This is a genomic window from Streptomonospora arabica, from assembly GCF_039531585.1.
Classification (GTDB): domain Bacteria; phylum Actinomycetota; class Actinomycetes; order Streptosporangiales; family Streptosporangiaceae; genus Streptomonospora; species Streptomonospora halophila.
The window spans coordinates 106,558-122,934 of record NZ_BAAAQI010000012.1; the positions used below are offsets into that span (position 1 = coordinate 106,558).

The following is a 16,377-nucleotide window of genomic DNA, read 5'->3' on the forward strand; positions in this document are numbered from 1 at the left end:
TCCCCCACAAGCGCGGCTACGGGCGAATCCGCACCCGGGGCGAAAGCGCCGCCCGCCGGGAGCCTCCTCCCGCCTTCCCGACTCCCCCGCTCGCCCTCCTCCATTCGCGCCGCCCGAAGCCACCGGGCCGCTGAGACCACACCCCCCGTCCCCGCTGTCCGGTCGCCCCCATCATCCGCATTCCCGCCCACCCCGGAACGACCCAGTCGGAGCCACCCCGCCCGCGGCCGACAACGCACCGCGCCAGACCACGCAGGTACAGCGGCCGACAAGCCGCATCCGGCGGCGCAGCGGAAGATCGAAGGCGGTTCCCACACAAGCGCCGCCGCGGCCACGCGCGACCAGGCGGCCCTCGGCCACGCGGACCGGGAGGCGCCCGAGGGCCCGCGGCGGGGATCACCGCTTCGGCCCCGAAGGAGGCGGTTCGGCAGCGGCGGGGCCGTCGCCGCGGTGTCGTCCACACGAGGGGACTCTTGCTGGCACCGGGCCCCGGTGGCTCGCTAAGTTGGCGAGCGTGCCTGATATCGATGCTGACTTCCTCGCCCTGCCGATGCGGCGGCTCGCCGACGCGGCGCTGCAGCGGGCCCGCGACCTGGGCGCCGAGCACGCCGACTTCCGCTTGGAGCGGATCCGGGGCCGCTACCTCACACTCACCGACGCCGAGCTCGACAGCGAGTACGACAGCGATACCCTCGGCTTCGCCGTTCGTGTCGTGCACGACGGCGTGTGGGGCTTCGCCGCCTCCACCGAGCTGAGCCCCGACTCGGCGGCCGCCGTCGCCGAGCGCGCCGTCAAGGTCGCCGCGGTCTCGTCCGCGGCGAGCACCGAGCGCATCGAGCTCGCCCCCGAGCCCGCCCATTCCGACGCCACCTGGGTCTCCTCCTACGAGGTCGACCCCTTCGATGTCGGGCCGCGCGAGCAGACCGCGACTCTGGCCGGCTGGAGCCGCCGCCTGCTCGACGACAGCCGCGTCGACCACGTCGACGCCTCCGTGCTGGCGGTCAAGGAGCAGAAGTTCTACGCCGACACCGCCGGCACGACCACCACCCAGCAGCGGGTGCGGATCGCACCGGAGGCCGAGGTGTTCGCCACCCGCGGCGGTGTGCTCGACAGCATGCGCACGGTCGCGCCGCCGGTCGGGCGCGGCTGGGAGTACCTCGCCCAGGTCGAGCCGCAGCTCGACCCGCTGCCCGAGCTGCTCGCCGAGAAGCTGGCGGCGCCCAGCGTCGAGCCCGGCGACTACGACCTGGTCGTCCACCCCTCGAACCTGTGGCTGACCATCCACGAGTCCATCGGCCACGCCACCGAGCTCGACCGGGCGCTGGGCTACGAGGCCGCCTACGCCGGGACGTCGTTCGCCACACCCGACCTGCTGGGCAGCCTGCGCTACGGCTCCGACATCATGAACGTCACCGGCGACCGCACCGTCGAACACGGCCTGGCCACCATCGGCTACGACGACGAGGGCGTGGCCACCACGTCCTTCGACCTGGTGCGCGACGGCGTCCTGGTGGGCTACCAGCGCGACCGCCGCATCTCCCGCCTCCAGGGCTACACGGCCTCCAACGGCTGCGCCCACGCCGACTCCCCCGCCACGATGCCCATCCAGCGCATGGCCAACGTCTCGCTGGCCGCCGACCCGCGCGGGCCCTCCACCGACGGGCTGATCGAGGGCGTCGAGCGCGGCATCTACATCGTCGGCGACAAGAGCTGGTCCATCGACATGCAGCGCTACAACTTCCAGTTCACCGGCCAGCGGTTCTACCGGATCGAGAACGGCCGGATCACCGGGATGCTGCGCGACGTGGCCTACCAGGCCACCACGACCGACTTCTGGGGTGCGATGCGCGCGCTCGGGGGGCCGCAGACCTACGAGCTCGGCGGCTCGTTCATGTGCGGCAAGGGACAGCCCGGCCAGGTCGCCGCGGTCAGCCACGGCTGCCCCACGGCGGTCTTCTCCGGCATCCGCGTCCTCAACACAGTGCAGGAGGCAGGGCAGTGAGCGGGATGACTCCCCAGGCGGTGGTGGAGCGCGTGCTGGAACTGGCGCGCGCGGACGGCTGCATGGTGCTGGTCGAGGAAAGCGCGCGAGCCAACCTGCGCTGGGCCGGGAATTCGCTGACCACCAACGGCGCCACCAGATCGCGCACGGTCACGGTGATCGCGCTGAGCGCCTCGGGGCGGGGGGTGTCCATCGGGGCCCGCACCCGCACCGGCGGGGCCGACGACGACCTGGAGGACCTGGTGCGCGCGGCCGAGGAGGCCGCCGGCCAGGCGCTGCCGGCCGAGGACTCCGCGCCGCTCCTCGAGCCCGGCGAGGCCCGGGTGCCCGAGGCCGCCGACTGGGACGCACCGGTGCCCACCACCGACATCTTGGTGTTCTCCGGGTTGGCGCCGGGGCTGGGCCGGGCCTTCGAGCGCGGCTCGGCGGGCGGTCGCCGGCTCTACGGCTACGCCGAGCACACCGTCGACTCCGTCTTCTTCGGCAGCTCCACCGGGGTGCGGCTGCGCCACGACCAGCCCTCGGGCACGGTGGAGCTGAACGCCAAGACCGGTTCGTCCTTCTCCTCCGCCGACGGCGGCCACTCGGCGTGGGCGGGCCGTGCTACGCGCGACTTCACCGACGTCGACACGGCCGAGCTGGAGGATGAGGTGGCGCGGCGGGTGCGCTGGGCCCGGCGCCGGGTCGACCTTCCGGCGGGGCGCTACGAGACCCTGATGCCCTCCAGCGCGGTCGCCGACATGATGTACTTCCTGTACTCGGCCGCCACCGCGCGCGACGCCGCCGAGGGCCGCACCGTGTTCTCCGGCGGCGAGGGCGGCGGCGCCACCAGGATCGGCGACCGGCTCGCCGGCATGCCGCTGACCCTGCTCAGCGACCCCGCCTACCCGGGGTTGGAGTGCGCGCCGTTCATCGCAGCGCCCGCGGCGGGGCGGCGGGTGACCGCCTTCGACAACGGGGTGCCGCTGACCCGTACGGAATGGATCTCCGGCGGCAAGCTCGCGGCCCTGCCCCAGACCCGGCGTTCGGCGCAGCTGACGGGGCTGCCGCTGACTCCGCACATCGACAACCTGGTGCTGGAGGCCGGCGGCGGCACGGCGGGCCTGGAGGAGATGGTCGCCCAGACCGAGCGCGGTCTGCTTCTGACGTGCCTGTGGTACGTGCGCCAGGTGGACCCGCAGACCCTGCTGCTGACGGGCCTGACGCGCGACGGCGTCTACCTGGTCGAGGACGGCGAGGTCACCGGGGCGGTGAACAACTTCCGGTTCAACGAGTCGCCGGTGTCCCTGCTCGACCGCGCCACCCAGGCCGGAGCCACCGTCCCCACCCTGGGACGCGAGGTCGGCGACAGCTTCCCCCGCACGGCCATGCCGCCGCTGCGGATCCCCGACTTCAACATGTCCACGGTCAGTCAGGCCTCGTAGCATCGCCCGGTGCGGCACGCGGGAACGTCGGCGTCCGCGTGCCGCACCGGGCCGGGCCGTCTCGCAGGCGGCGGCGCTGCCGGAGACCCGCCGACACCCGCATCCGGCACCCCGGGCCCAAGCCCCCGCATGGCCGGAAGCCGGAGCGGACAGCGCGCAACTCGGCACGCCCCGGCGGTGCGGCACACACGAGCACAGCGGCGACGCGCAGCCGACGGTACGCGGCACGGCGCGACGCCCAGCCGGGCCTTGGGCGCCGCGCCGCCTCGCCCGGCGCGGCGGGCGAGGCCGTCCCCGGTCGCCGGGGCGCTACTCGTCGAGGCGGAAGCCGACCTTCATGCCGACCTGGAAGTGGGCGATCGCGCCGTCCTCCAGGTGGCCGCGGATCTCGGTGACCTCGAACCAGTCGAGCTGGCGCAGGGTCGCCGACGCGCGTTCGATGCCGTTGCGGACGGCCTGCTCCAAGCCGTCGGGCGAGGTGCCGACGATCTCGCTTACGCGGTAGGTGTTGTGCGACATGGGCACTGCCTCCTCCTGGGACGTCTCCCGACACACTCTCCGCCGCCCGCTCCGCGGACAACGGGGCACGCGGACACCGCTGACCGCTTGACGCGCGGATAACCGGCGCGTTGCCCGATCTTGGGTGCGCTGCGTAACACGTGTGAACCATGCCGGATTGCTCACGTTTTGGGACCTGGGACCACCGGGCCGCTGAACTCTCCCGAGATCACGTCGTAACTAAGTCTTGACGTACACAGGGGATGTGCGGTGTACATTGGGATCCAGCGCTTCGGTCCCCCGTCGGAGCGCTGACGCGGTGTTTCGAGCCCCCGTCGGAACACCGGTTGCGACGTCGGGTGGTTTGCCCCCGTAGCCACCCGACGTCGCTTTTTCGTGCCTGCCGGCCGGTACTTTGCGTAGCGGCCGGATGCCCCGGACGTCGAGCGAACGTGGAGCGCACCAGGTGACCGAAGGCCCGGCCGCGCCCGAGGAAGAAGCGCCGCACTGCTCGCGCAAGGGCTGCCGCGCCCCCGCCGAGTGGGTGCTGGTGTGGAACAACCCCAAGGTGCACACACCCGAGCGCCGCAAGACCTGGGTGGCCTGCGACGAGCACCGCGCCTACCTCGCCGAGTTCCTGAACGTGCGCGGCTTCCTGCTGGAGACCGTCCCCGTCGCCGACTTCTCCGGTTAGCGCGCGTCCCGGGCGGCCGAGCCGCTCCAAGCCGCTCCGTGCTCGCCGTACTGCGCGTCACCCGCGTCCGTCGGGGCCGTCCCGGCCGGACGCACGGGCGCGGGCCAGCTCCTCGGGGGTGTCGCAGTCGAAGGCCGCCCGCGCCGCGGTGCCCTCGGCCGCGACCTGGCGGGGCTCCAGCGGGCCCAGCAGGCCGCGCAGCGAGCGTCCCGTGTAGTCGGCGAGGGCGCCGCGCACCGCATCGGTGCGCCATACGCCCAGCAGCCACTGCACACGCCCCTGGGCATCGACGAGCACCGCGCCGCTGCGGCCGCGGGCCGCGCGCCGCAGCGCGCCGACGTCGTCGGGCGTGAGGAACGGAAGGTCCCCGGCCAACAGCGCGAAGCTCGGGTGCGCGACCTCGTGCAGTCCGGCGCGCAGCGCCGGCACCGGTCCGTCGCCCGGCGGGTCCTCGCGGACGTAGCGGGCGGCGGGGCGCTCCCGGTGCGGGCCGACGACGACCAGCCGCTCGGCATCGCCCACGGCGGCGGCCACACGCTCGACCAGGCTCAGGCCGCCGACGTCCAGACCGGGCTTGTCGCCGCCCCCCATGCGCCGCGCGGCGCCTCCGGCCAGGATCACCGCGTCGAACGGCACAGGCTCACTCATAGCATCCCCTCCCCGCCCCGGCTCTCCCGCCCCAGCATGCCACCCGCCTCGCCGCCGCGGCCGCGCGCGGCCGCGGCGGCGAGGGCCCCGGCTATCCCTTGACGCAGACGACCTGGCGCAGGTGGGCGACCACCTCGACGAGGTCGGTCTGGGCGTCGATGACCGCGCTGATGTCCTTGTAGGCGCCCGGGATCTCGTCCAACACGCCCGCGTCCTTGCGGCACTCCACCCCGGCCGTCTGCGCGACGAGGTCCTCGCGCGAGAAGTGGCGCTTGGCCCGGTTGCGGCTCATCCGCCGCCCGGCCCCGTGCGAGGCGGAGTCGAACGAGTCGACGTTTCCCAGCCCGCGGACGATGTAGCTCCCGGTGGCCATCGACCCGGGAATGATCCCGTGCTCGCCCTTGCCCGCGCGGATGGCGCCCTTGCGGGTAACCAGCAGCGGCACGCCGTCGTGGGTCTCCTCGGCCACGTAGTTGTGGTGGCAGGAGATCCGCTCGCCGAACCGCACGCCGGGCACCGTGCTGCGCAGCACGTCGCAGGCCAGGCCCAGGATGACGTCGCGGTTGCGGCGCGCGTACTCCTGTGCCCAGAACAGGTCGCGCCGGTAGGCCTCCATCTCCGGGGTTCCGGCGACGAACACCGCCAGGTCGCGGTCGGGCAGGTCGCGGTTGTGCGGCAGGCGGCGGGCGCGCTCGATGTGGTGCTCGGCCAACTCCTTGCCGATGTTGCGCGAGCCCGAGTGCAGGATGAGCCACACAGCGCCGTCGTCGTCCAGGCAGACCTCCAGGAAGTGGTTTCCGCCGCCGAGAGTGCCCATCTGGTGGGTCGCACGCTCGCGGCGCCGGTGCACCGGCTCGGCGAGGCCGTCGAACCCGGCCCAGAACCGGTCCCAGCCCGAGGTGGCCAGCCCGTGCACGCGCCGCGGGTCGACCGGCCGCTGGTGCGCGCCGAAGCCGACCGGCACCGCCTTCTCCAGCCCCGAGCGCAGCCGCCCCAGGTCGTCGGGCAGGTCCTCGGCCGACAGGCTGGAGCGCACCGCGGTCATTCCGCAGCCGATGTCGACGCCGACGGCCGCGGGCGAGACCGCGTCGCGCATGGCGATCACCGACCCCACCGTCGCGCCCTTGCCGTAGTGGACGTCGGGCATCACGGCCAGGCCGTGCACCCAGGGCAGCCGCGTCACGTTGCGCAGCTGGTCCATGGCCTCGGGATCGACCGTGTCCGGGTCGGCCCACATGCGGATGGGCACCCGCGCACCGGGAACCTCGGTGTAGGCCATTGTGCGCCTCCTCCATCGGACTCCACCGACCCCGCTGCCCGCGCGAAGGCTCGGCCGTGCCCGTTGATGAAGCCAGAGGGCCACCGGCCCGGGCAACCGGTTTTCCCGCGCCGGCCCGCCGCCGGGGTTCCCGTGGCCGCCGCGGCCGCAGTGTCCGACCGGGGCCGCCCGACTCACTTGTCCGCGCGCGCCCCCGGACCCCCGCCACGCCCGATCGGTTCACCCGCTGTCCGGCACCGGCCTATCCCCGCAGTCCCCGCACCGCAGGCGCGGGCCCGGTCTACATTCGGCGCTACCCGGGCACCACGCCGAAGGAGAGCGCGCCATGAGCTACAACGTCCCGCCGCCCCCGCCGCCGATCCACAGCCGGCCGCAGCGAAGCGGCGGGCTCACCACCGGAAGCAAGATCGGCCTCGGGTGCGGCATCGCCGCGATCGTGGGATTCGTCCTGCTGGTGGGCGGGTGCACGGCCGTGATCGTGGCCGCGCCCGGCGGAGACGCCGTCGAGCCCAAGACCCCGCCGCAGGCCGATGGCGGCACCGGCGCGGAGCCGACCGAGGGCGGGTCCAGCGGCGGGGACGATGAGCCGGCAGCGCTCGGCGACGCCGTCGAGTCCGGGGCGTTCTCCTTCACCGTCACCGACGTGCAGACCGGCGTCATGGAGGTCACCGACGAGTCGGGGTTTCTGACCGAGACCCCGGACGGCCAGTACGTGGTGGTGTCGGTGACCGTGCAGAACGTCGGCGATGAGGCGGGATACTTCGACTCCGGCTCGCAGACGCTGGTGGACGTCGAGGGCAAGGAGTACTCGACGGATACGGCGGCGGAGATCACCGGCGGCGCCGAGAGCTTCCTCAACGAGATCAACCCGGGCAACACGGTCGACGGCGAGCTGGTGTTCGACGTTCCGCAGGGCGTGCAGCTCGACACGTTGGAGCTGCGGGGCTTCGTCAGCTTCGACGACTCCGCCGTGGTGGACCTCTCGGGGGTGTGACGCGCCGGTCGGGGCAGTGCCGCCCCTCGGACGGCCGGCGGAGGCGTTGCCACCCGGTCGGCCTGTCCGAGAACCGCGGTTCCTACCGGAGGCGTCCACGGCCGCCGCCGTGCCCTCGACGCCCGGCGGCGGGCCGATCGCGTCGACCGGCGCCGCCTAGTGCTCCCGGCTCCCCTCGAGGTGGGCGCGGCGGCGCTCCCGGTGCTCCTCGTCCCAGCTCTGCAGACCCGCACACGCCACGGCGGTCATCATGGCCGCCAACACAGCGAACCCGAGGAGGAAGGCTCCCGTGACGGCGAGGCCCAGGGAGAAGCCGGGCGACGGGCCGATCGCCGCCTCCTCCCGACGCAGGACGAAGTCGTGGGCCGTGTTTCCTACCAGGAAGAGGAACACCCCGAAGCCGGCCAGCCGCACCGCGGCGCGGCGGACGTCCGCGGCGCCGGTCGGCATCCACCGGTGCGGGCTGCTGATCGGCGGACGGTAGGCGCCGCCCAGCTTGGCGGCGAGAGCGGCGCGCACGCCCATGCCGGCCGCCGTCGCGGCGACGGCCTGGTAGAGGACCAGCCGCGCGATGTCGGGTGTGCCCAGCAGCGGACCCCATATGAGCCAGGCCGCGGCGATGCCCGGAGCGCACCACATCGCGACCCAGACCGCGCCCCGCCCCGCCGCTCGCCACCGGGCCGCGGGGGCGAGGCGGGCCGCCTCGTAGTCCCGCCACTCCTGCTCGCGGCGCCGCCGCTCCTCGACGGCGGAGCGCCGCCGGCGCCCGAGCTCGTCCTCGGTGCGCGCGCGGTGGCGCTCCGCGCCCGCGACGCGCATCGCGAAGGCGCCGCAGGCCGACCGCGCCACGAGCGCCGGCGGCCTCTCCGGCCCGCCCATGGCCTCGACCAGCCGGGGGTACCACGGACACCAGTGTGCGTCGGCGGTGTCCGGCTCCGCGGTGGCGGCCGCGGCCTCCCGCAGCGCCTCCGCGGCGCGCGCGTAGGGAAGGACCGTCAGCAGCAGCGGCCGCCGGGCGTCCGCCCCGGCCCAGGCGCGGATCTCCTCGGGGAGCCCGGGGACCCTCTGCGCCGCGGCGCGCCAGGTGCGCCAGGCGTCGTCCCACCTGCTCTGCACGCCCGTGAGCGCGCGCAGCCGGGTGAACCGGGCGAACACGTCCAGCAGGCGGTGCTTGCGCACATCGGCGTAGAGGCCGGGGTCGCCGCCCCGGTCATCCGTCGGTCCCGGGCGGCAGGCGTCGATCAGCAGACCGGCGCCGATCCTCCGGCCCCGGTAGACCACGGGCCCCTCCGGGGCCAGCCAGCGCAGCAGGTGCAGCAGCTTCACGTCGGGGCTGAGCGCGGTGTCCTTGAGGTAGTGGTCGATCAGCTCGATCCGGCCCTCGACGTCGTCGTGGTCGGGGTCGTCGAACTGCCGCAGCCACGAGACGAGGTCGCTCCAGCCTTCGGAGGGCGCCTCGGGGGTCCCCATGGCGGCGAAGAACCGGTGCCGGGCCTGGCCCCAGTGGCCGCGCAGCGTGGCGGCCAGTTCGTGCCGGGTGAGGTGGGGGGTGCCGGCCAGGATCAGCGGCCGGGGAGCGGCCGGATCCGCGGGCGAAGGCCCGTGCACGTGGATACCGCCGTGCACGTGTCCCGCCTGGATCACGTTGGCGGCGTCGCCGGTCGACACATTGCGGATGCCGCCCGGTGCGCCGGTCTCGTCGTCCTCGTCGTCGCCCTTCATAGCTAAGGAGTCTCGCCGGACTTCGCGGGGCCGACAACCGGTGCGGCAGGAATCGGCGGAACAGGGTGCACCGGCCGGCGGCGCCGGGGCCGCCGGGCGTGCGCCCCGAGCCGCCGGTGCCGAAGGCTCCGGCGGCTTGTGCGGTGGGGCGCTGTGTGCCGGGGCTCTCAGCCGCCGATGGCCGACATCGGCCGGGAGGGCTGCAGGAAGCTGGGGTCGTTGATGCCGTGTCCGGGCAGCTTCGAGGCGACGGCGGCGCGCCAGCGTTCGGCGATCTCCTCGTCGGTCGCGCCGCTGCGCAGCGGTGCACGCAGGTCCGACTCCTCGCGGGCGAACAGGCAGTTGCGGATCTCGCCCTCGGCCGTCAGCCGCACGCGGTCGCAGGCGCCGCAGAACGGGCGGGTGACCGAACCGATCACCCCGACGGTCTCGGGTCCGCCGTCGACGTAGAACAGTTCGGCCGGAGCGCTGCCGCGCGTGTGGTCGTCGGCGGGATCCAGACGGTAGGCGGCGCCCAGGCGGTCCAGGATCTCGTCGGCGGTGACCATGGTGTCGCGCCGCCAGCCGTGCTGGGCGTCCAGCGGCATCTGCTCGATGAACCGCAGCTGGTAGCCGTGGTCGAGGCAGTAGCGCAGCAGGTCGGGAGCCTCGGCGTCGTTGACGTCGCGCATCAGCACGGTGTTGACCTTGACCGGGGTGAGCCCGGCCGTGGCGGCTCCGGCCATGCCTTCGAGGACGTCGGGCAGCCGCCGGCGGCGGGCGAGCCGCTCGAAGACGTCGGGGCGCAGCGTGTCCAGCGAGACGTTGACGCGGTCCAGCCCGGCCTCGGCCAGGGCCGGGGCGGTGCGCGCCAGGCCGATGCCGTTGGTGGTCAGGGCGGTCTGGGGACGGGGGCGCAGCGCGGTGCTCGCGGCGACGATGCCGGTCAGGCCGCGGCGCAGCAGCGGCTCGCCGCCGGTGAAGCGGATCTCCTCGATGCCGAGCATGGTGACACCGATGCGGATCAGGCGGTTCACCTCGTCGTCGGTGAGAACCTCGTCCTTGGGCAGCCACTCCAGGCCCTCGGGCGGCATGCAGTAGGAGCAGCGCAGGTTGCAGCGGTCGGTGAGCGAGACCCTCAGGTCCGTGGCGACCCTTCCGTAGGAGTCGGCCAGCATGGGGCGTCACCTCTTCTGTCTCGTGTGGCCGTCCGGCCTCGGCGATGCGTTCGCGTCAGCGGTGACGTCACTTAGGTGGTTCCCGGCGCAGCTCCAGCCTAAAAGATGCCTGCTTGGTCGCGTCTGTCGATCACTGAGCCGTTAGTGGTGATTATTCCGATCGGCGAACATCGTCCTCTGAGGAGTAATGCTACGTCGGCACCGCACTCCTGTATACAATCCTACCAATCGCGCCGCCGGCGGCGGCTTTGCAACTCCCGGCCGGATCGGGCCACGCCGCGACCTGCCCCCGACCCCCTGCCTTCCCGGGGGGCGCACCCCCGGGCGCGCCGCCCGCACACCTGTGGGCACAACCGCCGCGCGCCCCCGGGCGTAGCGGGACCCGCGCCGGGAACATGTCGTCCATGGAGGTCACTGAAGTACTTCTGCCCGGAGTGGGCATCCGCTACGAGTTCACCACCTCGCGCGGCGCGCGCGTGGGGGTGATCGCCCGCCGCACCGGCGACGCCGAACTGCTCGTCTACGGCAGCGGCGATCCCGACTCGCCGCGCCACCTGATGCATCTGAACCGCGACGAGTGCGAGGCCGTCGCCGAGATGCTGGGGGCACCGCGCGTGGCCGAGCGCTTCGCCGACCTCACCCGCGAGGTCCCCGGCCTGGTCTCGGGCCAGATCGAGATCGGCGAGCACTCCCCCTACCGCGACCGCACCCTGGGCGACACCCGGGCGCGCACCCGCACCGGCGCGTCGATCGTCGCGATCGTGCGGGGCGACCACGTCATCGCCTCTCCGACCCCCGCCCAGGCGCTGCACGCAGGCGACGTCCTGGTCGTGGTGGGCACCGACGAAGGCATCGCGGGCGTCGAGCACATCGTCGGCGCCTCCTAGCCGGCCCCCGACATGGAGATCTCCGTCCCCCTCTTCCTCGAACTCGGCGCGGTGCTGGTGGTGCTCAGCCTGATCTCGGCCGCCGCGCGGCGCTTCGGCCTCTCCCCGGTTCCGCTGTACCTGCTGGCCGGGCTGGCGCTGGGCGAGGGCGGAGTGGCTCCGGTGCCGGCGGCAGGCGACTTCATCGGCACGGGGGCGGCGATCGGGATGGTCCTGCTGCTGTTGCTGCTGGGGCTGGAGTTCTCCCCCGAGGAGTTCTCGCAGAGCCTGCGGCTGCACCTGCCCTCCTCAGTGCTGGACGCGGTGCTCAACGCGCTGCCCGGAGCCGCGGCGGGCTGGCTGCTGGGGCTGGACTGGCGCGGCGTCGTCGCGCTGGCGGGGATCACCTGGATCTCGTCGTCGGGCATCGTGGCGCGGCTGCTCCACGACCTGGGGCGGCTGGGCAATCGCGAGACGCCCTCCGTTCTGTCGGTGCTGGTGCTGGAGGACATCGCCATGGCGGTCTACCTGCCGCTGCTGGGCGCGGCGGTGGTCGGCAGCACCTGGGGACGGACCACGTTCACGCTGACCACGGCACTGGTGGCGGTGGCGGTCGCCCTGTTCGCGTCCCACCGCCTGCACGAGCCGATCAACCGCATCCTCGACACCGGCGACTCCGAGCAGTTCCTGCTGCGCATCCTCGGCCTCACCCTGCTGGTGGCGGGCGCGGCCGAGGCCGCCCACGCTTCGGCCGCCGTGGGCGCCTTCCTGGTCGGACTCGCGCTGAGCGGCCAGCTCGCCCAGCGCACGCGCCTGGCCATGGAACCGCTGCGCGACCTGTTCTCGCTGGTGTTCTTCCTGGCCATCGGGCTGACCATCGACCCGCGCAACCTGGTTCCGATGCTGCCCGCCGCGGCCGCGCTGGCCGCGGTGACGGCGCTGACCAAGACGGCGGTGGGCTTCTACGCAGCCGGCCGCGACGGCGTGGGCCGCCGCGGCCGGCTGCGCGCGGGCACGGTGCTCATCCCGCGCGGCGAGTTCTCCGTGGTCATCGCCGGGCTGGCCGCGGGTGCCGCGCCGGGCCTGGTCCCCTTCGCCGCGGCCTACGTGATCATCCTGGCCGTCGCGGGCCCGGTGGTCACCTACCTCGCGGGAGTGGTGCGCACCCCCGTCTGGGCGGGCGGGGCCGGCAACGGCGCCCAGGCCTGACCGCCCGAGGGCCCGAACCTCGGGGCCGGTCCGCCCGCGTCAGCTCCCGACGTGCTCCAGCAGCGCCGCCGCCACGTCCTCCGGCGCGTCCTCGGGCAGGAAGTGGCCCGCGTCGGGCACCGTCCGCAGGCGGGCTCCGGGGATGGCGGCGGCGAGGCGCTCACCGGTCTCCGGCGGCAGCCACGTGTCCTGCTCGCCCCACAGCACCAGCGTGGGAGCGGCGACGGCGTCCATGCGCCGGACCGCTTCGCGGGTGTCCTCGTGGTGCACGGCGGCCACCTGGTCGACCCAGCGCCGCTGCCCCCGCCGCCCCGCCCACGGGGCCAGGTAGGCGGCGGCGACCTCGTCGGGCAGCGGCGTCCGCGTGGCGCTGCGCAGGCGCAGGGCGGCCAGGTCGGCGAACACGTCGGCGGGCATGGTGCGGTACGCCTCGGCGTAGCGCTGCTGGTGGTCGGTGAAGGGGGTGTTCCACGGTCCCAGTACGGCGGCGTCGACCAGCCCCAGCGCGCTCGCCGCCACACCCTCCACCAGGTGGGCGCGCGCGAGCACACCGCCGCCGATGTCGTGGCCGACCAGGGCGGGCGCCTCCAGACCCCAATGTTCGACCAGTTCGGCGAGTACGGCGGCCTGGCGGGCGATCGTGGGCGCGACGCCGGGGGCGGGGTGGGAGTCGCCGTAGCCGAGCATGTCCCACAGGTACACGGTGCGGTGCTCGGCGAGCCGTTCGGCGACGCCGCGCCACAGATAGGACCAGGCCGGCGTCCCGTGCACCAGGACGACGGGCGGACCCTGGCCGAGCACGCCGGCGGCGACGCTGCCGCCCGAGACGGCGACGCGCTCGGGCAGGCTCCAGGCGGCAAAGACGGGCGGGATCGACGCGGACGCGCCGGCGGTGGTCGGCATGAGACCCTCCGGATGTAACCTTCAAACTTGGTATTTAGCGGTTACGATAGCAGATGGTAATGCTTGAATAAACCTTTTTCCGGTTACACCCCCCGCGGGTTCAGCGATCGCCGCTGCGCCGCGCCGACCGCCATCACGCGCCGGCGGCCGCGGGGCCGGGGCACGGGTGCGTGTGCCGGGCGCGGACGGGTCGTTAGGCTGCCCGCGACAGGGTCGTCCGGGAAGGATCAGGAGTCGCAGTGGTCGTATCGCGCGAATGGGAACTGCCCGGCGGCAGCAACGGCTCCGAGCGCCTGTACGCGCGGGCGTGGGCGCCCCAGCGCGCCGAACCCGCGTGGCTGGCGGTGCTGGTGCACGGCTACGGCGAGCACATCGGGCGCTACGAGCACACCGCCGGGGCGCTGTGCGCCGGCGGCGCCGCCGTCTACGGGCTCGACCACCGCGGGCACGGCCGCTCCTCGGGGGAGCGGGTGCACGTCGACGACTTCGACGGGGTGGTCGAGGACGTGCACCGGCTCGTCACCCAGGCCCGCACCGCCTACCGCACGCTGCCCCTGGTACTCGTCGGCCACTCCATGGGCGGCATGATCGCCGCCCGCTACGCCCAGCTGCACCCCGGCGGGCTCGCCGGGCTCGTGCTCTCGGGCCCGGTGCTGGGCCGCTGGACCAGTGCGAGCGAGCTGTTGGCCGCGCCCGAGATCCCCGACGTGCCGCTGGACGCCTCCACGCTCTCGCGCGACCCGCAGGTGGCCGCCGACTACACCGCCGACGACCTGGTCTGGCACGGCCCCTTCAAGCGGGAGCTGCTGCAGGCCCTGCACACCGAGCTGGCGCGCATCCGCGAGCACGGCCGCCTCGGCGGCACGCCGCTGCTGTGGGTACACGGCTCGCAGGACAGCCTGGTGCCGATCTCCGACACCCGGGTGGGCATCGAGGAGCTCGCGGGCGAGGACGTGGCGGTGCGGATCTTCCCCGGCGCCCGGCACGAGGTCTTCAACGAGACCAACCGGGAGGAGGTGCTGGAGGAGGTCGTGCGCTTCGCCGGGCGGTGCGCCGCCCGGGCTCAGCCGGCGTAGAGCCCGTTGATGGCGTCGGCGTACTTGCGCTGCACCACCCGGCGCTTGACCTTGAGCGACGGGGTCAGCTCCCCGCCCTCGACCGTCCACTCCCCCGGCAGCAGCCGCCAGCGCCTGACCCGGTGGGCGCGCGCCAGCCGGGCGTTGGCGGCGTCGACCGCACGTTCGACCTCGGCCAGCACGTCGGGGTGCGCGGCGAGCACGGCCGGGTCGGTCTCGCCGAGCCCCTGCGCGAGCGCCCAGCCCGGCGCCGCCTCGGCGTCCAGCGTCAGCAGCGCCGCCGCGTGGGGGCGCCCGTCGCCGCAGGCCATGGCCTGGCCGATGAGCGGGTGCTCGGTGAGGCGGCTCTCGACGGCGGCCGGCGCGATGTTCTCCCCGCCCGAGGTGATGATCAGCTCCTTCTTGCGGTCGAGCACGTAGACGAACCCGTCGTCGTCCACGGAGCCGAGGTCGCCGGTGCGCAGCCAGCCGTCCCCGCAGTAGAGCGCCGCGGTGTCGTCGGGGCGGTTGAGGTAGCCGGCGGTGTTGACGGGGCCGCGCACCAGGATCTCGCCGTCGGGGGCGGTGGCGACCTCGACGCCGTCGCAGGGTCGGCCGACGCTGCCGAACTTGTAGGCGCCGGGGCGGTTGACGGTGGCCGGACCGCAGTTCTCGGTCATGCCGTACACGTCGCGCAGCAGCACGCCGAGCCCGCTGTAGAAGCGCAGCGTCTCCTCGGATATCGGCGCGGCCGCTGTGGTGAAGGAGGTGCAGCGGTCCAGCCCGATCAGGGCGCGGATGGGCGCCAGCACGGCCGCGTCGGTCTCGGCGAAGCTCCGCTCCAGCTCGGGGCCGCGAGTGCGCCCGTACTGGCCGGCCTCCAGATAGGCGCGGGCGGTCTCGGAGGCCTCGGCCATGGCCATGCGCTGCTCATCGGGCGCTGCGTCCAGGGCGGCCGCCAGGCGCGACTGCAGCTTCTCCCACACCCGCGGCACGCCGAACAGCGCGTGCGGGCGCACCAGTCCCAGGTAGGTGCCGAGCTCGGCGGGGTCGGGGCAGAAGTGCACGTGCCCGGCCACCTGGATCGGCAGGTACACGCTGAGGATGCGCTCGGCGATGTGGGCCAGCGGCAGGTAGGAGACCGAGGACCCGCCTAACGGCAGGTCGTTGGCGCGCAGCGTGGTCGCCGCCTGGAACAGCACCTGCCGGTGGGTCTCGGGCACCCCCTTGGGCCTGCCGGTGGTGCCGGAGGTGTAGAGCAGCGTGGCGGTGTCCTGCGGGCCGAGCGCGTCCGCGCGCTCGTGCACGGCCGCGGGGTCGGCGGCGTAGCGCTCGCCGCCGGTGCGGCGCAGCTCCGCCCAGCTGACGAACGCGGTGCCGCCCGGGCCGGGTCCGGCCGGTACCGCGCCGGCGTCGAGCAGGACCACGGTGCGCAGCCGCGGCAGGCGCTCCAGGGCGGGGCGCCAGCGCTCCAGCTCATCGGCGCCCTGCAGCACGGCGGCGGCCGCGCCGCAGTCGGCGGCGACGAACTCGACCTGCTCGGGCGGGAAGGTCGCGTAGACGGTGAGCGGGACGCCGCCGGCGTGCACGGCGCCCATGTCGGCGACGAGGTGCTCGGGGCGATTGGGCAGCATCAGGGCGACCACCTCGCCGGGCCGCAGGCCGTAGGCGATCAGACCCGCCGCCGTCTCCAGCGCGGCCCGCCGGTACTGCGCCCAGGTCAGCGTCTCCCACTCGGCGCCGGTGCCGTCGGCCCCCGCGACGCGGCGCGAGAGCGCCGGGAGGTCCCCGTGCTCGTCGGCCGTCCGGCGCAGCCGGTCCACGAGGGTCGGGCCGACGATCTGCGCGTCGATCTCCCGTTGCAGCCGCAGGACCTCGGTGTCGGCGCCGCCGGTGTCGTCCATCACGGCCTCCCGATGTGGCGCG

14 protein-coding genes are annotated in these 16,377 nt (G+C 74.1%); 7 read left to right on the forward strand and 7 right to left on the reverse strand.

Going from position 1 to position 16,377, the window contains the following annotated elements:
* Positions 1 to 550: 550 nt before the first annotated feature.
* Both ABD284_RS18455 and ABD284_RS18460 read left to right on the forward strand, forming a co-directional pair.
* Positions 551 to 2,002: a TldD/PmbA family protein gene (locus ABD284_RS18455; protein ID WP_386699678.1), complete on the forward strand. Its 1,452-nt coding sequence runs from the start codon at positions 551 to 553 to the stop codon at positions 2,000 to 2,002.
* Positions 2,003 to 2,007: 5 nt separating this feature from the next.
* The gene (locus ABD284_RS18460; protein WP_344145186.1) at positions 2,008 to 3,426 is read left to right on the forward strand and encodes a metallopeptidase TldD-related protein; all 1,419 of its coding nucleotides are present in this window, start codon (positions 2,008 to 2,010) and stop codon (positions 3,424 to 3,426) included.
* 309 nt (positions 3,427 to 3,735) lie between these two features.
* On the opposite strand, the gene ABD284_RS18465 is transcribed toward ABD284_RS18460, so the two are convergent.
* Complete coding sequence (locus ABD284_RS18465; protein WP_311545266.1) at positions 3,736 to 3,945, reverse strand: dodecin; 210 nt, start codon at positions 3,943 to 3,945, stop codon at positions 3,736 to 3,738.
* A gap of 445 nt (positions 3,946 to 4,390) precedes the next feature.
* On the opposite strand from ABD284_RS18465, the gene ABD284_RS18470 reads away from it, so the two are divergent.
* Positions 4,391 to 4,618, forward strand: coding sequence for a hypothetical protein (locus tag ABD284_RS18470; protein ID WP_344145094.1), 228 nt, complete (start codon positions 4,391 to 4,393; stop codon positions 4,616 to 4,618).
* 57 nt (positions 4,619 to 4,675) lie between these two features.
* On the opposite strand, the gene mobA is transcribed toward ABD284_RS18470, so the two are convergent.
* A complete protein-coding gene (gene mobA / locus ABD284_RS18475) occupies positions 4,676 to 5,266 on the reverse strand; it encodes a molybdenum cofactor guanylyltransferase (protein WP_344145096.1) in 591 nt (196 codons plus the stop codon).
* Between the two features lie 91 nt (positions 5,267 to 5,357).
* Positions 5,358 to 6,545 carry an RtcB family protein gene (locus tag ABD284_RS18480; protein WP_344145098.1) on the reverse strand — a complete coding sequence of 396 codons (1,188 nt, stop codon included), beginning with the start codon at positions 6,543 to 6,545 and terminating at the stop codon, positions 5,358 to 5,360.
* Positions 6,546 to 6,870: 325 nt separating this feature from the next.
* On the opposite strand from ABD284_RS18480, the gene ABD284_RS18485 reads away from it, so the two are divergent.
* Positions 6,871 to 7,539, forward strand: coding sequence for a DUF4352 domain-containing protein (locus ABD284_RS18485; RefSeq protein WP_344145100.1), 669 nt, complete (start codon positions 6,871 to 6,873; stop codon positions 7,537 to 7,539).
* A 156-nt stretch (positions 7,540 to 7,695) separates the two neighbouring features.
* On the opposite strand, the gene ABD284_RS18490 is transcribed toward ABD284_RS18485, so the two are convergent.
* Together ABD284_RS18490 and moaA are read right to left on the reverse strand one after the other, a co-directional pair.
* Positions 7,696 to 9,261, reverse strand: a complete 1,566-nt coding sequence (locus ABD284_RS18490; RefSeq protein ID WP_344145102.1) for a hypothetical protein — start codon at positions 9,259 to 9,261, stop codon at positions 7,696 to 7,698.
* Between the two features lie 167 nt (positions 9,262 to 9,428).
* On the reverse strand, positions 9,429 to 10,418 hold the full coding sequence (moaA, locus tag ABD284_RS18495) for a GTP 3',8-cyclase MoaA (RefSeq protein ID WP_344145104.1): 990 nt from the start codon (positions 10,416 to 10,418) through the stop codon (positions 9,429 to 9,431).
* Positions 10,419 to 10,822: 404 nt separating this feature from the next.
* Between moaA and ABD284_RS18500 the strand changes: the two genes are divergently transcribed.
* Together ABD284_RS18500 and ABD284_RS18505 are read left to right on the forward strand one after the other, a co-directional pair.
* A complete protein-coding gene (locus ABD284_RS18500) occupies positions 10,823 to 11,305 on the forward strand; it encodes a cation:proton antiporter regulatory subunit (RefSeq protein ID WP_344145106.1) in 483 nt (160 codons plus the stop codon).
* 12 nt (positions 11,306 to 11,317) lie between these two features.
* Complete coding sequence (locus ABD284_RS18505) at positions 11,318 to 12,493, forward strand: cation:proton antiporter (protein WP_344145108.1); 1,176 nt, start codon at positions 11,318 to 11,320, stop codon at positions 12,491 to 12,493.
* Positions 12,494 to 12,532: 39 nt separating this feature from the next.
* Here the strand turns inward: ABD284_RS18505 and ABD284_RS18510 are convergent, their stop codons facing one another.
* The gene (locus ABD284_RS18510; protein WP_344145110.1) at positions 12,533 to 13,396 is read right to left on the reverse strand and encodes an alpha/beta fold hydrolase; all 864 of its coding nucleotides are present in this window, start codon (positions 13,394 to 13,396) and stop codon (positions 12,533 to 12,535) included.
* A 239-nt stretch (positions 13,397 to 13,635) separates the two neighbouring features.
* Here ABD284_RS18510 and ABD284_RS18515 point away from each other — a divergent pair, with 239 nt between their 5' ends.
* Complete coding sequence (locus ABD284_RS18515; protein ID WP_344145112.1) at positions 13,636 to 14,472, forward strand: alpha/beta hydrolase; 837 nt, start codon at positions 13,636 to 13,638, stop codon at positions 14,470 to 14,472.
* Here ABD284_RS18515 and ABD284_RS18520 read toward each other — a convergent pair.
* A complete protein-coding gene (locus ABD284_RS18520; protein ID WP_344145114.1) occupies positions 14,460 to 16,355 on the reverse strand; it encodes an AMP-dependent synthetase/ligase in 1,896 nt (631 codons plus the stop codon). The two genes, ABD284_RS18515 and ABD284_RS18520, sit on opposite strands and share 13 nt — an antisense overlap.
* Positions 16,356 to 16,377: the final 22 nt, after the last annotated feature.

Bases quoted from the DNA above. Each gene is read 5' to 3' on its own strand.
- ABD284_RS18455 (WP_386699678.1), top strand. From the start codon at position 551: ATGCGGCGGCTCGCCGACGCGGCGCTGCAGCGGGCCCGCGACCTGGGC.
- ABD284_RS18460 (WP_344145186.1), top strand. From the start codon at position 2,008: ATGACTCCCCAGGCGGTGGTGGAGCGCGTGCTGGAACTGGCGCGCGCG.
- ABD284_RS18465 (WP_311545266.1), bottom strand. From the start codon at position 3,945: ATGTCGCACAACACCTACCGCGTAAGCGAGATCGTCGGCACCTCGCCC.
- mobA (WP_344145096.1), bottom strand. From the start codon at position 5,266: ATGAGTGAGCCTGTGCCGTTCGACGCGGTGATCCTGGCCGGAGGCGCC.
- ABD284_RS18480 (WP_344145098.1), bottom strand. From the start codon at position 6,545: ATGGCCTACACCGAGGTTCCCGGTGCGCGGGTGCCCATCCGCATGTGG.
- ABD284_RS18485 (WP_344145100.1), top strand. From the start codon at position 6,871: ATGAGCTACAACGTCCCGCCGCCCCCGCCGCCGATCCACAGCCGGCCG.
- ABD284_RS18490 (WP_344145102.1), bottom strand. From the start codon at position 9,261: ATGAAGGGCGACGACGAGGACGACGAGACCGGCGCACCGGGCGGCATC.
- moaA (WP_344145104.1), bottom strand. From the start codon at position 10,418: ATGCTGGCCGACTCCTACGGAAGGGTCGCCACGGACCTGAGGGTCTCG.
- ABD284_RS18500 (WP_344145106.1), top strand. From the start codon at position 10,823: ATGGAGGTCACTGAAGTACTTCTGCCCGGAGTGGGCATCCGCTACGAG.
- ABD284_RS18505 (WP_344145108.1), top strand. From the start codon at position 11,318: ATGGAGATCTCCGTCCCCCTCTTCCTCGAACTCGGCGCGGTGCTGGTG.
- ABD284_RS18510 (WP_344145110.1), bottom strand. From the start codon at position 13,396: ATGCCGACCACCGCCGGCGCGTCCGCGTCGATCCCGCCCGTCTTTGCC.
- ABD284_RS18520 (WP_344145114.1), bottom strand. From the start codon at position 16,355: ATGGACGACACCGGCGGCGCCGACACCGAGGTCCTGCGGCTGCAACGG.